Raw genomic sequence first — 15,827 nt, 5'->3', positions numbered from 1 at the left:
GGGAATCATTCCTACTCGATTTTTTTGTTTAGTAATAGTTCTATTAAGCATAAATCTCAGATAACTTGTTAAACCATATTTCTTCAATTGATTTGTACTAATGCATCGTATGCGTATCAGGAAAATGGTTATTCTGCTTTTCGTTGTACTTTTAGAATAAAATTGATACTATGAAGGTAGTATGATAGAAAAGGGGTTGGCGTATCTTTGCTTCAAAAAAACAGTAAGCTTGGTCTCACAATAGATGAAATTACAGTTGGCGAGAAGATTCATATTACTGAAAAGATAGAGGATAAGGATTTACTGCTTTATTTAGGCCTTACGAATGATAGTAATCCGCTTTATATTCAACATGATTATGCTGCGATGACACCTTTTCAAAAGCCAATCGTACCAACAATTATGTTAAATGGTATCATTACGTCAGCTGTGTCGAAGTACATTCCTGGACCAGGTGCACGAATTATTGAGCAGCATTTAAAATATTTAGGACCTCTCTTTCATTATGAATTATTTGATACGCTTTTAGAGGTAACAGAAATAAATAAGTTCCAAAATATAATTACTGTATCTGTTCATTCCTATAATGAGCAAAAACAGCTTGTGATTGAAGGAACCTTATTGGTGACACCACCACTTGCACTATAGACGTCTTGAGATTTGAAATGGGGGTTTCAAATCACTAACGGAGGCATTATTACATGACAAAAACAATTTTAGTTGTAGAAGATGAATTTTCTATTGCGACACTATTGAAATATAATTTAGAACAGGCAGGTTATGTTGTAGAAACAGCTGCAGATGGTCAAGAAGGATTGGATAAAGCAATTGACTTACAGCCAGATTTAATTCTCTTGGACTTAATGCTTCCAAGGCTTGATGGTATGGAGGTATGTAAACAAATACGTCAACAACGTATGAATACACCTATAATTATGTTAACTGCAAAGGATGATGAATTCGATAAGGTTCTTGGTCTGGAGCTGGGAGCAGATGATTATATGACAAAGCCTTTTAGCCCACGTGAGGTATTGGCACGAGTGAAGGCTGTGTTAAGACGTTTCACACAAAATGTTGTATTAGACGATAAAGATGAGCCTCAAGAGAAAATGTTTGAGTTCGGACAATTGCGTGTCTTTCCTGAGCGTTTTGAAGTATTTTTACAGGATGAAGCATTGGAATTCACACCAAAGGAATTTGAGCTATTGATTTATTTGCTTGAAAATAAAAATCGTGTTTTAACACGGGATCAGCTATTAAGTGCTGTATGGAAATATGATTTTGCTGGTGATACACGAATTGTGGATGTACACATCAGTCACCTTCGAGATAAAATTGAGGAAAATAGCCGAAAACCAATGTTTATCAAAACAATTCGCGGTCTTGGCTATAAATTTGAGGAGCCGAAGACAACATGAAATCAATGAGCAACCGCTTATTCTTGACATTCATGCTTTTACTCGGAACAATACTAGCTGTCCTAATGATTGTAATAGGTCAGCTTTTTCCCGTTTATATAGAGCAGTATAATGAACAGGCGAGCCTGCAGATGCAAGAATCAATCAATCAAGTATTGGATGAACGAAAGATTGAACTCTCTAAGGAAGATAGAGATGCCTTAAATACAGTCCAAAATGCAGAGGACCAGCGTTTAATTTTACCGAGTATTCACGCTCGATTATATGTGGTGCTCGTTATTCTTTTTACTATTGCACTAATTTTGATTGCAATTGTCAGTCGTTATATGATTCGAAATTTCACCGCACCAATCGATAATGTAACCGAAACAGCGCTGGAGCTGGCTAAAGGGAATTACCGTGCACGTGCCCATGAGAACGAGCAGGAACGTATGATGCCATTAAGTCATTCTATTAATATTTTAGCGCGTAATTTACAGGACATTACAACGATACGTGAAGTAGAAGAGGAGCGGCTAAAAACGTTAATTGAGAACATGGGAAGCTCGCTTATGATGATTGGACGTGAAGGTAATATATCGATTGTGAATCGTGTATTCTTAGAGCGTTTTGGAATGCAAATTGACGATGTTCAGGGGAAGGTCTTTCGTACAATAGGCTTACCTAAATCACTTGAGCAATTTATCGACCATGTCTTTTTAACAGAAATGCCTTATCGACAGCAAATTAAAATGGAAGTACAACAGGAGCTATACAATAAGGAAGTGTATGGTGCTCCTGTTATTGGCGATCATGGTCGCTGGCTTGGTGTTGTTATTGTCATGCATGATATTACAGAGCTTGTCCGTTTAGAGCAAATTCGAAAGGACTTTGTGGCAAACGTCTCCCATGAACTGCGTACACCAATTACATCGATTAAAGGATTTTCAGAAACTTTATTGGATGGCGCCTATAAGGATGAAAAGATGTTAATATCCTTTTTAGAGATTATTTATAAAGAAAGTAATCGTCTACAAATGCTGATTCAGGATTTATTGGAATTATCGAAAATCGAACAGCATGGTTTTACCGTGAATATTATGTCGATGGGCTTGCAGGACGTACTTATTCGAGGTGCGGAATTAACAGGGCCTCGTTTAGATGAAAAAAATATGAGCTTCCATGTGGATATAGAACGCGATGTTGAAGTGATGGGAGATGCCAATCGTATCATCCAAATCGTAACGAATTTAATTACCAATGCGATTACGTATTCTCCAGAAAATACAACTGTAACAATTCGTTTAAAGGAAAATGAAAAGTATGGGATAATTGAAATAGAGGATCAAGGAATTGGAATCGAAAAACACGAAATTGCTCGTGTTTTTGAACGATTTTATCGTGTGGATCGTGCCCGAAGTCGAAACTCTGGAGGGACAGGCTTAGGACTTGCTATTGTGAAGCATTTAGTAGAAGCACATCATGGACGTATTCAGGTAGAAAGTGAAGTTGGGGTTGGAACTAAAATGATTGTCATGATTCCGAAGAATTAACAATCTCTTTACAAAGGCAACATGTAACATTCACAAAGGGAGCTTATACTTATTTAGTAGAAACCCCCTATATAATCGACAAGTCTGTAAATAAAATATGTATCATTCATTACATTTTGATGGCGCTGCTTTGCACTCGCCAAGATAGAATCTATTGCCAAATTTTTTTGGTGATAGATTCTTTTCTGTTTTACACTGGACGAAAATAGGTGTAAAGTATAGTAGCATAAAGTTTAACTTACAATTTCAATGTTTAGTTGAACTAAATAATTGGGCTTTTATGGACAGTGAAATGAATACAGCTATTAAAAGATAAAGTATGATTCTCACTGTGTTTTCCTTAGAAGCTGGACAAAAATTGAGAGAAGGATGACCATGAAAATCGTCAAAAGTATCGTGCAAATTGGCTATCTTTATATACTATTATTTGTTGGAAATAGTATTGCACGCCTACTTCACTTGCCGATTCCTGGGAGTATAATTGGACTAGTTTTATTGTTTTTACTTTTGCAGTTTCATATCATTAAGCTTGAATGGATTGAGCTAGGAGCAGGATTATTGCTAGGTGAGCTATTGTTATTTTTCATTCCATCTGCAATTGGCGTAATCGATTATGAGGCTCTATTCGGTGTACAGGGTGTGAAGGTTGTGCTAGTGATTGTCGTGAGTGCTATTGTTGTCATGTTTACAACAGGCTTTACAGCGCAGTGGCTAGAGCAACGAAAAAAGGGTGATGCTGCATGAGTTTTTTCATTGCTATAGCAAGCTTAGTAGGGACCGTTGCCATTTTTTATGTGTGTAAAATGATTTATGTTAAATATAAAAAAGAGTGGCTAACGCCTATGCTAGTCACACCAATAATAATAATTTTACTATTATTATTAACAGGTACTTCCTATCAATCCTATAATGCAGGAGCAAATATTTTATCCAATTTATTAGGACCAGCTACAGTTGCATTTGCTGTTCCAATTTATAAAAATTTTAATTTATTAAAAAAACATGCTTTTGAAATCTTTCTTAGTATTGCTGTTGGTTCAGCCGTCGCTATTATCTCCTCATTTATGATGGCTTTAGTTGTTGGCTTAAATGATGAGCTTGTTCATAGCCTAGTACCACGCTCGGTTACTACACCAATTGCGATGGATATTTCTAATATGATAGGTGGCTCTCCTACCCTGACAGCCGTTTTTGTGATGACAACGGGAATATTAGGGAGTCTACTTGCTCCATTAGTTATAAAAGTGTGTCGCTTTCACAGACCTTCATCTAAAGGTTTAATGTTAGGAATGGGAGCGCATGGTACAGGTACCTCCAAAGCCTTTGAATTTGGTGAGCTCGAGGGTACCTTTGCCAGCCTTGCAATGATTGTAGCAGCCTTAATTAGCATCGTGCTATCCACAACATTGTTCCCAGCATTTGAACATCTAGTTGTTAATATCCTGTTGCCTTAAATGGTAACAGGATTTTTTATTTAATGTGGTATATGTCAAACTGCCTACAATAAAATATTAGTTTATTAAAATATTTTGAAACCTTTTAAAAAGTGTTCCGTATACAATAGTACTAAGCATAAGGGAGGAACAGACATGAGTGTGAAAAGGACACTAATGATGGTGGTACTTGGAATTTTCGGCATTGTTGCACTTATTGCTGTATTTACATCTTGGTACACAGTAGATGAATCAGAACAAGCAGTTGTTATAACATTCGGTCGTGCCGATGATACAGTAACAGAACCAGGTTTACATTTTAAATTACCTTGGCCTGTTCAATCAGTTGAGGTTTTATCAAAAGAAACATTTAGTTTACAGTTTGGCTATAAGCAAAATAAAAAAGGGGAATTGGAAGCTTATGATGCTGAAACGAAAATGATAACTGGAGACGAACATATTGTCTTAACAGATCTTGTCGTTCAATGGAAAATTACAGAACCGAACAAATTTCTATTTAATGCGCAAGACCCAGAAGAGATTTTACATAGCGCTACGTCGAGTGCAATTCGATCAATTATCGGAAGCTCCAAAATCGATGCTGCGTTAACAGAGGGAAAAGCGGACATAGAAGCAAACACAAGAACATTACTTGTTTCGCTTATTGAAAAATATGATATTGGAATAAGTATTTTGGGTGTTAAATTACAGGATGTAGAATTACCAAATGCTGATGTACGTGCAGCATTTACAGCTGTTACAGATGCACGTGAAATGAAAAATACTAAAATAAATCAAGCAGAAAAATATGAAAATCAACGTACAAATGAGGCAGAAGGGGAAAAAGACGCCATTATTTCGAAGGCACAAGGTGAAAAAACAGCCCGTATCGAGCAGGCACAAGGGGATGTAGCTGTTTTTAATAAAATGTATGAGCAGTATAAAGGAAATCAGCAAATTACACGTGAGCGTTTAATCTTAGAAACACTTGAGAATGTGTTACCGAAAGCACAAATTTACATGATGAATGATGATGGCAGCACAATGAAATACTTACCTCTTCAGGCACTGCAGCCCGTAGAACAAAAGCAAGAGCAGAAGCAAGAAGAGAAAAAAGAAGGGAGCGGTAACTAATGGATCAAAAAAATAAGGATCTTGAAAAATTCCTAAATTTTTTATCAGGCAAATCCAAAAATACTACTCCAAAAGAAGGAAATTCAGAGGATAATGTAATCAAGATGTCAAAAAAGGGTCCGATGAATCCAAAGAAATATATTTCCCTTGTTGTAACCTTAACAGCTGTTTTTGCCATTGCTATAATATTATTTGCAAATATTTATATTGTAAAAGAATCCGAGTATGCTGTAGTTCGACAGTTTGGGGAAGTAGTGAAATTTGAACGTGAGCCAGGTCTTAAAATGAAGGTTCCATTTATTCAAAGTGTAACGAGATTACCAAAAAACCAAATGACTTATGAAATATCGGAAGAGGAAATTAATACAAAGGATAAAAAGAGAATTATTATTGATAATTATGCAGTATGGCGTATTACAGATCCAAAGTTATTAATTTCAAATGCAGGTACAATTGAAAAAGTAGAATCTCGTATGGAAGAGTTTATCTATTCTGTTATTCGCTCTGAACTTGGGCGAATAGAATATACACAAATCATTAATGATGAAAACTCTTCTCGTGGGAGTATTAATGACCAAGTTACTGAACGTGTGAATGAATTACTTGCACAAGATAAATACGGCATAGAGGTTGTAGATGTTCGAATCCGTCGTATTGATTTGCCAAAAGAAAATGAGCAAGCTGTATTTACAAATATGATTTCGGATCGTGAATCAATCGCTCAAAAGTATCTATCAGAAGGTGATGCAGAGAAGCGTCGTATTGAAGCTCAAACAGATAGGAAAGTGCAAGAAATGCTGGCAACAGCTAAAAAAGATGCTGCATTAATTCAAGCAGAGGGAGAAGCGGAGGCAGCGAAAATCTATAATAAGTCATTTTCACAAGATCCTGAATTCTACTCACTTTATCGTACATTAGAATCCTATAAGAAAACTGTTGGTGAAGATACGGTTATTATTTTGCCATCCACTTCACCGTATGCAAAAATATTATCTGGCTATATCAAATGATTTTGTAATCCTTGCAGGGATTAAAATAAGAAGTCGCCTACCATTTTGGTGTGGCGACTTTTCTGTTTTTGATAATGTGTAAACTTATAAATTTTTATCCTCATTCAGCAGATGACTCCCACCTCTATAGGAAGTTAGATGAATGCGGTATTGGTTCCTATTCAGTGGGTGTCCAAACATCTACTAAATAGCGGAACTCAGTCTAAGAACGCCACGTCCTGTGGCAATTTATCTGTGCGAAAGCGAAGCGACAGCAACACACGACTGAGTGACCAACATCATGTTGCTGTCGCTGCGTTAGCACTACGCTTTCGCACAAAAAACATCTGTTGGCCTAAAGTCCTCGGCGGATGTAACAAATTTCCAAAAGAATGAATTGTGCGGGCACAATTCAAAATCTGAACGCAATTACGCCAAGGCGAAATTGATTAATATTAATTTGTAAATTAATAGAAATTTATAAATTTATATATCGTAGATTACTATTATCTGATAGAATAATGATGTTTAGAATGAAAAAATGGGGGTAATAGCTGTGAAATTACAAATTAGCACTTGGCTACAAAATTTAGGCATAGCCTGTAGTATTGCATCGTTGTTTACACTTTTCTTCCGTCTATCAGATTTTGAATGGATAACGAAAAGTGTTTATCATATACCAGTATTTTTTGTCACTTTGTTTTTATTAAGTCTAATTATCGCTGAGGATCTCCGAAAAGTATGTAAAAGAATATTTTGGTATGACAAAAGAAAGGTCAAGCGTCCTATTTGGCAAGTTGGTATTGGTTTTATTTTCTTTTTAGCACAAATTAGCACAGTGATGGTATTTAGTAAGGAGCTGACACAGCCACAATTGGGTGGGATGCCCTTATTTTTAGTGTTTGCTTTTATGAATGCGTTTATCTTAACGATTATATATGAAGAAATTTTTTATCGTACATCAAATTAATAGCATAAATCAATGAACTTTCATTCAAAAGTGAGATTCTTTTGAATGAAAGTTTTTTTTTATATTTTCTATTTGCTAGAGTACTCATTTTAAATATTAATACTGAAATCATTAACATTCATCAGTATTGTCTTTATTTTCTCTATAGTACATTTAGGAAGTAAGGTGATTTTTTTGTGGTTCATCCTCCCTGTGCAACCAGAGCTAAAGAGGGGAAATTTTTGGATTTCGAATAGCAACATAGGGAACTGAAAACAGTTGTGGGCTATTAGCGTTCATTTTTAAGAAAATTTATATTTTTTAACCTAATTTTAACCTTTATTATGTATGATGATTAGGATTTTCCAATTGTATATAACAATAAAAAATTTGGGAGGTATTGATGGAGAGGGTAGTTTTTTAGTAGTGCATTAACAACAGTGGGAAATGTTAAGTGGTACAGGGCAATCCTCTGCAAACATAAATCTTCAAGGCATGGATCTTAAATTGGTGTTACAGGCAGTTCAAACACATCGAGTGCAGATATTAGAGGAGCAGCTTAAATCTCAATTAAATAAGGTTCGACAAAGAAATTAACAAATCGCTGAGTTTAATGCACAGCCTGTAGAACTAAATAAGGAAAAAGCCGCTATATCTAAAGAAGATTAGAATATCATGCAGAGCTTGATAAACAAATCACCAACCTAAAAAATCAAATGGATGGCCAGAGTAACTCGCAGCAAATAGAGATGCTGCGTCTACAAAGCATGAGTAATAAACGTGATGAGGCTTTTGATGCAATGATGAATTTTATAAAAAAATGCAGGACAGTCGCTCATATATTATTAATAGTATGCGTTATGAGGTCATGGCTTTCTTGCTAGGAGGAAAATGATGAAAAAAAACAAGTTATTTATAGTAGCGGCAGCTACGGCGGTGGGAGTAAGTACTATAATAACAGGCACAAGCACTACAGTAGAGGCAGCAACGACCAATTTTTCAGATATACAAGAGACAAATAGTCATTATGCGGCCATTATGGATTTAGCACAGCGTAATATTATTCATGGTTTCCCAGATGGCACATTTAAGCCAAATGAGTCTGTCACATTTAAGCAAACGGCAAAAATCATTGCAGGTATACTCAATTTAGATGCGAGTGATGAACAAGAATGGGTAGCATTGCAAGCAGCAGGTCTTATTGATAGCACAGTAAACCCAAATGATCCTATTACTCGCAATGACATGGCAAAGGTCATTGCGAAGTCATTAGGGCTTACCGCATCTGGTAGTGTGTCAATACCCTTTACAGATGTGACTGCAGAACATCAGCAGGCAGTGACAGCATTATTTGAATATGGGATTACAAAAGGAACATCGGTTACTACTTTTAGTGGAGATAAATTTGTGACAAGAGGACAGCTTGCTTCCTTCATTGTAAGAGCTGAGCAGATCATAAAGCGAGCATCGACAGTTACAGGTTTTGCAGGGGCAACCGTTACAGTGGAGCGCATTCACAACAATCAGGTAACAATTGAAGGGCGAGAATGGCCGATTGGCAAGAATGCACAGACTATTTTAAATGATAAAAATGCTGCTGCTTTAGCAAATGCACAACTAGATGTTATTGTGGTGAATGGTGAAATAGCTGAGGTGTTAGCGATTGACTTAAACGTATCTGGAAGACAAGGTGCAAATGTTGTCTTAGATGGTGGTAATAGCTCTGTAGGCAATATCGTAGTTCATGCAGATTTTGTTGAGCTGAAAAATATGACCGTCACAGGGGATATTCGTGTCTTAGGGCGAACAACTTCTATAGCACTGAATCAGCTAAAGGTAAAAGGGGAGCTACTACTAGAAGAAGCTGAAACATCAAGAACGGCATCACTTACTAAATTAGCCGTTATTAATGAAAATGCTATTTCGGTAGAAATGACTAGAAGTGAATTAGTAGCTCTAATTGTAAAAGGAAGGGCATTTATTAATTCAGATTCACCGTTACCAGTCGTAACTCATCTAGGAAATGATTTACAGATTATTGCACCTAGTGTGAGCCTACTTAATTGGGAGTCTCCACCTGAAGGTTCACAATTAAGTGGAACAGCGAATATTGGAACGGTCATCATTGGTGCTGAGTATGATTTTAGGTTACAACAAATGCAACAGCAACTCGAAGCCAGTCAAGCCATTTTACGAGAACAGCAACAACTGCAGGAGCAGGCGAAAAAAGCAATATTGACTAGAATTAGTGATTTAACCACTCAAACAGTAGGCTTGCAACAGCAAATTAATGATTTAACAAAGGTAAAAAGAACACCAGTACAAGATAATCAATTAACGCTATTAAGACAAAAATTACAACAAATAGAAAATGAGCTACTTTCTCTAAGAGTACAATCAAACCAGCCGCAACCTAGCAATAACCCAGCAGGGATACCCAATTTGCCAGGATTTATCCCTTCAGTCGAACAAACAAAACAAATGGAAGAAAGAATACGACAGATACAAGAAGCGTCAAGAAAGCTGCAACAACAAAATGAAGACTATAAAAATCTAATTCAGACTGCTTTACAAATTAATGGAACATTAAACATTGGGAATATCATTGTACCATCACCTGCTGTTTCAACCTTCACTCTAGGCCCAAATGTACGCATTAATAATGTGATGACAGATATTTCTAGAGAAGCGCTACTTGCAATGTTTGCAAATGTTCGTCAAGGGCAAATTAAAACATTAACATCTGCTAAGGGGCAACAAACGCCTTTTAACTCAACGCCCTCGGAAGCAACAGATAGTGGTTCAAATAGTAACAGTGGTAGTAGCTCTGGTGGTAATAACACAGGTGGAGGAAATACAACAACTCCTGTAGATATGACAACCCTTAAGAAGATGATTAGTAATGCCAAGGAACGACATGCAGCATTGCAAAATGGAGATCAGGCTATATCTGAAAATGGTTACGAAATTCCACAGGCACGGCAATGGATACCTAAAAAAGCAACAGATGCGCTGCAAGTAGCAATTACTGAAGCTGAAGCAATGGTAACTAAAGCAGCGCAAGGACCTATGGTTTACCAGAGAGTTGCTTCTTTAACAAATACGAATATTTTACTTGCCAATACACAAACAGATATTAATCGTATGGCAGAAAAATTAGAGAAGTTGATGAATGTACAACCAATCAATGGGTTGAAGGAGAAAGCAACAATCCAACGTCTATTAAATAGCAAAGAGATTACGAGTATCCCAGACATTGAGGAACTGACTGTAGGTAGGGTATATGAAGCGATAGAACAAATGTTAAGGGACGAATTCGAACTAGAACAAGAGCCTTTAACTATTGAGGAGGAGGAATTGATTCTCGCAATGTTAAGGGAGTTTAAACTCAATATTCAAATCATTGACAATCAAGTAACAATTCCATTAAATGAAACTATTTCATATACAGATCCTGTGACAGGGCAAACATCAGAGCTTGTACCAGCAATATCAGCACAATTGACAATTGTTCAACCACTACCGCTTGTTATTAATGAAGTCTCTTATGTAGATGCTGAGAATATAAGACTAACATTCACTTCAAATATCGAGATACCAGAAGGGGAGCAATTTATATTTATGATAAATGATTCATTAACCCCGCTTTATGGAACAGTAAGTAGCAGTACAGATAATAGTGTAGTCATTCGAATTGATGGTCCTGTCCCATTATTTGCAACCTTTATCCATATTGAGCGTGAAAGTAAACCTGAATATAATCTTTTGAAAGAACCATTTACAATGGAGAACACAAACGTTTAATAGTAGTAAATAAAGTCAATCGCCATGAGCGGTTGGCTTTTTTGCCTATGGGTAGCAATACTGAAGGACTAGATAGCACTAAGAGTAATTGTTTAAAGTTACAATAAGCTTTTTTTGAGTGAAATGCATTGTTATTGTTGGCAAAATGGCTGTTTTCCCGATAAAGTAGAAGGAAGAGGCATTTTCAAACATACGTTTTCGTTTTACAATTAAGTAGAAGACAACGCAGGAGGATAAAATCATGACAAAGGAAAAATTACTATTATTGGACGGTAATAGTTTAGCGTATCGCGCGTTTTTTGCGTTGCCATTGTTAACGAATGATAGTGGCATTCATACTAATGCTGTGTACGGCTTTACAACAATGCTACAAAGAATATTAGAGGAAGAACAGCCAACGAAAATATTGGTTGCTTTTGATGCTGGGAAAACAACATTCCGTCATGAAACCTTTACAGAATATAAAGGTGGGCGTCAAAAGACACCACCAGAATTATCGGAGCAATTCCCTTATTTACGAAAGCTTATAGACGCATATGGTATTAAACAGTATGAGTTAGAGCTATATGAAGCGGATGATATAATAGGGACACTTGCTAAAGAAGCTTCATCACAGGATATCAATGTCATCATTGTTTCAGGAGATCGGGATTTAACACAGCTCGCTACTGAGCAGGTAACTGTGTACATTACTAAAAAAGGTATCACTGAAATTGAGAAAAATACACCAGCTTTTATTGAAGAAAAATACGGTTTAACCCCTCAACAGATTATTGATATGAAAGGCTTAATGGGGGATGCTTCTGATAATATTCCTGGTGTACCCGGAGTCGGGGAAAAAACGGCTGTTAAATTGCTGAAAGAGCATGGTTCAGTAGAGTCGTTATATGCTGCGATGGATACATTGAAGGCTTCTAAAATGAAAGAAAAATTAGTAGCCAATGAAGATCAAGCAATCATGAGTAAAAAGCTTGCAACTATCTTTACAGATGCACCAATAGAGGTTGCACTTGCTGATCTTGCTTATACTGGTCCGAATGAAGAAGAGTTAATGAATGTTTGGCGGGAGCTTGGCTTTAAATCACTGCTAGATAAAAGTGACTTTTCTGTCCAAGAAGAAGAACAAGCACCATTTGACTATGAAGTTGTGCAGGAAGTAAAGCCAGAACACTTAAAGGATGTTATGGCAGTGCATTTGGAGCTGGAGGACGAGCATTATCATACATGTCAGCAACTTGGCATTGCTCTAACAGATGGGGAGAAACCAATTTATGTACCTTTTGATAAAGTAGCTAAATCTGATGTTCTTCGTCTATGGCTAGAAGATGCGACAAAAATGAAATATATGTCAGATTCTAAGGCAGCCCAAGCAGCATTAAGACGTGCGGGGATTCGTTTAGCGGGTATTGATTTTGATTTATTGCTTGCTTCTTATATCAATAATCCTGGACTAAGCGGAGATGATGTGGCGACACTTGCGAAGGAGCTTGGCTATCGTGATGTGCAGGCAAATGAAACCGTTTATGGTAAGGGAGCCAAGCGAGCTATACCTGACATTGATGCACTAGCCGAGCACGCTAGCCGCAAAGCCTTTGCTGTGTGGTCATTACAGCCTAAGCTTGAATCTTTGCTAAAGGAAAACGAACAATTTGAGTTATATAAAAACCTTGAACTCCCACTAGCTTCTATACTAGGTGAGATGGAAAGTGAAGGAATTACAGTTAATCGTGCGACGTTAGAAAAAATGGGACAAGAGCTTAATGACAAATTAGTTATTATTGAGCAAGAGATTTATGCGGAAGCTGGTGAAGCCTTTAATATTAATTCACCAAAGCAATTAGGCGTAATTTTATTTGATAAGCTTGGACTGCCAGTTATTAAAAAAACAAAAACAGGCTACTCAACGGCGGCAGATGTATTAGAAAAATTAAAATCGGAGCATGCGATTATTGAGCATATTCTTTTATATCGTCAGTTAGGTAAATTACAATCAACCTATATTGAAGGCTTGCTTAAAGAAATTCATCATGAGGATGGCAAGGTGCATACCCGCTTCCAGCAAGCATTAACGGCTACAGGACGTCTAAGCTCTACGGATCCAAATTTGCAAAACATTCCTATTCGTTTAGAGGAAGGGCGCAAAATCCGTCAAGCATTTGTACCATCAAAAGAGGGCTGGATACTGTTTTCTGCTGACTACTCGCAAATCGAATTACGTGTTCTGGCACATATGTCAGAAGACAAAAATCTTGTAGAGGCCTTCCGTGAAGGGATGGACGTTCATACACGTACTGCTATGGATGTATTCCATGTATCATCAGATGAAGTTGATAGTAATATGCGTCGTGCAGCGAAGGCAGTTAACTTTGGGATTGTCTATGGAATCAGTGATTACGGCCTATCTCAAAACCTAGATATTACACGTAAGGAAGCAGCGACATTTATTGAAAAATATTTCGCAAGTTTCCCAGGTGTTAAACAGTATATGGATGATATTGTGCAGGATGCGAAGTTTAATGGTTATGTCACTACGATTTTAAATAGACGTCGATATTTACCTGATATCACGAGCTCCAATTTCAATATTCGAAGCTTTGCAGAGCGTACTGCCATGAATACACCTATTCAGGGAAGTGCTGCGGATATTATTAAAAAAGCAATGATTGATATGGATGCTCGCTTGAAAAAAGAGAATATGCAGGCAAAGCTTCTATTACAAGTGCATGATGAATTAATTTTTGAAGCACCTAAGGAAGAGATTGCATTGCTTGAAAAAATTGTTCCAGAGGTTATGGAGCAAGCCATAGAGCTCACAGTGCCGTTAAAAGTGGACTTTAACTATGGAGCAACTTGGTACGAAGCAAAATAAGGAGGGGTTCAAATGCCTGAATTACCAGAGGTTGAAGGTGTCGTCCAGGCATTAAAACCTAAAATTGAGGGACGCACAATCCAACAGGTGCAGCTATCTGAGGTGATTCGTTTTTCCTTTGGAGAAGGAAAACAATGTATTGTCAAGCAAGCTGAGCCTGATGCTTTTGAAATGTCCTTAACTCAAATGACCATTACAAAAATCGAGAGACGTGCAAAGTATATCTTTTTCCATATGCTGAAAGAGAATATACCTTATGTGCTTGTTAGTCATTTAGGGATGACAGGTGCATGGTTCGTGGTAAATTCGCCAGAGGAAATCAATGAAGCGAAATTTCAAAAGCATATACATGCAACTTTCCAAATGGCAGATGGCGGTTATTTAATTTATTCAGATATTCGTCGTTTTGGTGAACTTCGGTTTTTAGAAAAAATTGAAGACCATGTACCGTTAACAAAAATGGCACCAGAGCCATTCGATGAATTAGCTTGCGATTATTTTATTGCGCAATCAACATTACCGAAATATGAGAAAAAATCCGTAAAGGAAGTCATAATGGATGGACAGGTAATTTCGGGTTGTGGCAATATTTATGCAACTGAGGCATTATTTGCTCAAAGAATTCACCCAGTTCGCAAAATGAACCGTATTAGTGAAGAGCGTAAACGAGCACTATTTGAAGCGATTGTTACTGTTTTGCGCCAAAGCATTGACGCAGGAGGTTCAACGATTTCAGATTATCGTAATATTAATGGTGAGGCTGGAAGCATGCAGAATCGACTGCAAATGTATGGGAAGAAGATGTGTCCAGTGTGTGATACAGCAACGAGCCAAATGACGATTGGTGGGCGCACGTCCGTCTTTTGCCCAAATTGTCAACATTAAAGGGGATTAAGCGATGATTATCGGATTAACAGGAAGTATTGCGAGTGGAAAAAGTACTGTTGCGAAAATGATAACGGCTCTTGGTTTGCCAATTGTCGATGCAGATATTGTAGCACGCGATGTTGTGGAACCAGGAGCGGAGACACTAACATTAATCGCTGAGCAATTTGGACAAGATATTTTGCTGGAAGATGGCACTTTAAATCGTGTTAAACTTGGTGATATTATTTTCCATGAGCCTGCAAAGCGCAAAATTTTAAATGATATTATGCATCCAGCTATTCGTCAGGAAATGCTGCGCCAGCGCGATGCCTATTTAGAGGCTGGTAACAAGCATGTAGTGATGGATATTCCACTCCTATTTGAAAGTAAGCTACAGCATTTCGTTGAGCGAATCATTGTGGTTTCCGTGAGTGAGGAAGTTCAGCTTCGTCGCTTAATGGAACGCAACAATTTGTCGAAAGAGGATGCATTAGCACGAATGCATTCACAGCTCCCGATGTCCGTGAAGGAAAAGGGAGCAGATGCAGTAATTTACAATAATGAAAATTTAGAACAGACCGAGGAGCAACTGAAAAAAATCCTTGAAAAATGGGACGTTTTAGAAGTGAATTAAAGTACCTGTAAATAAAGACATTTTTTCATTATTTGATGCGTAGCAAGCATATCTTGCTATGCATTTTTTATGTTTGCTTACGCCATAATAAGGACAAAATTTGACAAAATTATTTTTCAGAAAATAAGAACTTTAATATTATGAGTATATAATGTTCATCTTTTTTAAAATTGTGTTATACTAATCACCATAAAGTAT

At 37.1% G+C, this 15,827-nt stretch carries 13 protein-coding genes; all 13 read left to right on the top strand.

All coding sequences use genetic code 11. The features are described from left to right. Window positions 1-207: 207 nt before the first annotated feature. The 13 genes from AC3WOM_RS17540 to coaE all read left to right on the top strand — a co-directional run bounded on the left by AC3WOM_RS17540 (window position 208) and on the right by coaE (window position 15,629). Window positions 208-648, top strand: a complete 441-nt coding sequence (locus AC3WOM_RS17540; protein WP_492447771.1) for a MaoC/PaaZ C-terminal domain-containing protein — start codon at window positions 208-210, stop codon at window positions 646-648. Between the two features lie 53 nt (window positions 649-701). Then, complete coding sequence (locus AC3WOM_RS17535) at window positions 702-1,418, top strand: response regulator transcription factor (RefSeq protein ID WP_427546458.1); 717 nt, start codon at window positions 702-704, stop codon at window positions 1,416-1,418. After that, window positions 1,415-2,950, top strand: coding sequence for a two-component system histidine kinase PnpS (pnpS, locus tag AC3WOM_RS17530; RefSeq protein ID WP_492447770.1), 1,536 nt, complete (start codon window positions 1,415-1,417; stop codon window positions 2,948-2,950). The genes AC3WOM_RS17535 and pnpS overlap by 4 nt, the downstream gene beginning before the upstream one ends. Window positions 2,951-3,325: 375 nt before the next feature. Then, complete coding sequence (locus tag AC3WOM_RS17525) at window positions 3,326-3,694, top strand: CidA/LrgA family holin-like protein (RefSeq protein WP_492447769.1); 369 nt, start codon at window positions 3,326-3,328, stop codon at window positions 3,692-3,694. Beyond that, window positions 3,691-4,404: an LrgB family protein gene (locus AC3WOM_RS17520; RefSeq protein WP_492447768.1), complete on the top strand. Its 714-nt coding sequence runs from the start codon at window positions 3,691-3,693 to the stop codon at window positions 4,402-4,404. Before AC3WOM_RS17525 ends, AC3WOM_RS17520 begins: the two co-directional genes overlap by 4 nt. 135 nt (window positions 4,405-4,539) lie before the next feature. Further along, on the top strand, window positions 4,540-5,517 hold the full coding sequence (gene hflK / locus AC3WOM_RS17515) for an FtsH protease activity modulator HflK (RefSeq protein ID WP_427546468.1): 978 nt from the start codon (window positions 4,540-4,542) through the stop codon (window positions 5,515-5,517). Beyond that, entirely contained in the window at window positions 5,517-6,527 is a 1,011-nt protein-coding gene (hflC, locus tag AC3WOM_RS17510; RefSeq protein ID WP_492447767.1) for a protease modulator HflC, read from the top strand. Before hflK ends, hflC begins: the two co-directional genes overlap by 1 nt. A gap of 535 nt (window positions 6,528-7,062) precedes the next feature. After that, the gene (locus tag AC3WOM_RS17505; RefSeq protein WP_492447766.1) at window positions 7,063-7,476 is read left to right on the top strand and encodes a DNA polymerase I; all 414 of its coding nucleotides are present in this window, start codon (window positions 7,063-7,065) and stop codon (window positions 7,474-7,476) included. Between the two features lie 426 nt (window positions 7,477-7,902). Next, window positions 7,903-8,052 carry a hypothetical protein gene (locus tag AC3WOM_RS17500; protein WP_492447765.1) on the top strand — a complete coding sequence of 50 codons (150 nt, stop codon included), beginning with the start codon at window positions 7,903-7,905 and terminating at the stop codon, window positions 8,050-8,052. A 297-nt stretch (window positions 8,053-8,349) separates the two neighbouring features. Continuing rightward, a complete protein-coding gene (locus AC3WOM_RS17495; RefSeq protein WP_492447764.1) occupies window positions 8,350-11,259 on the top strand; it encodes an S-layer homology domain-containing protein in 2,910 nt (969 codons plus the stop codon). A gap of 241 nt (window positions 11,260-11,500) precedes the next feature. Beyond that, window positions 11,501-14,128 (top strand): DNA polymerase I, encoded by a 2,628-nt coding sequence (gene polA, locus AC3WOM_RS17490; RefSeq protein ID WP_492447763.1) that lies wholly within the window; start codon window positions 11,501-11,503, stop codon window positions 14,126-14,128. A 12-nt stretch (window positions 14,129-14,140) separates the two neighbouring features. After that, window positions 14,141-15,013, top strand: coding sequence for a bifunctional DNA-formamidopyrimidine glycosylase/DNA-(apurinic or apyrimidinic site) lyase (gene mutM, locus AC3WOM_RS17485; RefSeq protein ID WP_492447762.1), 873 nt, complete (start codon window positions 14,141-14,143; stop codon window positions 15,011-15,013). Between the two features lie 13 nt (window positions 15,014-15,026). Next, complete coding sequence (coaE, locus tag AC3WOM_RS17480) at window positions 15,027-15,629, top strand: dephospho-CoA kinase (RefSeq protein ID WP_492447761.1); 603 nt, start codon at window positions 15,027-15,029, stop codon at window positions 15,627-15,629. Window positions 15,630-15,827: the final 198 nt, after the last annotated feature.

It is taken from the genome of Lysinibacillus sp. FW301-JW8, assembly GCF_058788755.1.
The sequence above is the reverse complement of the archived record's forward strand: the minus strand, read 5'-3'. Positions and strand labels throughout refer to the sequence as shown.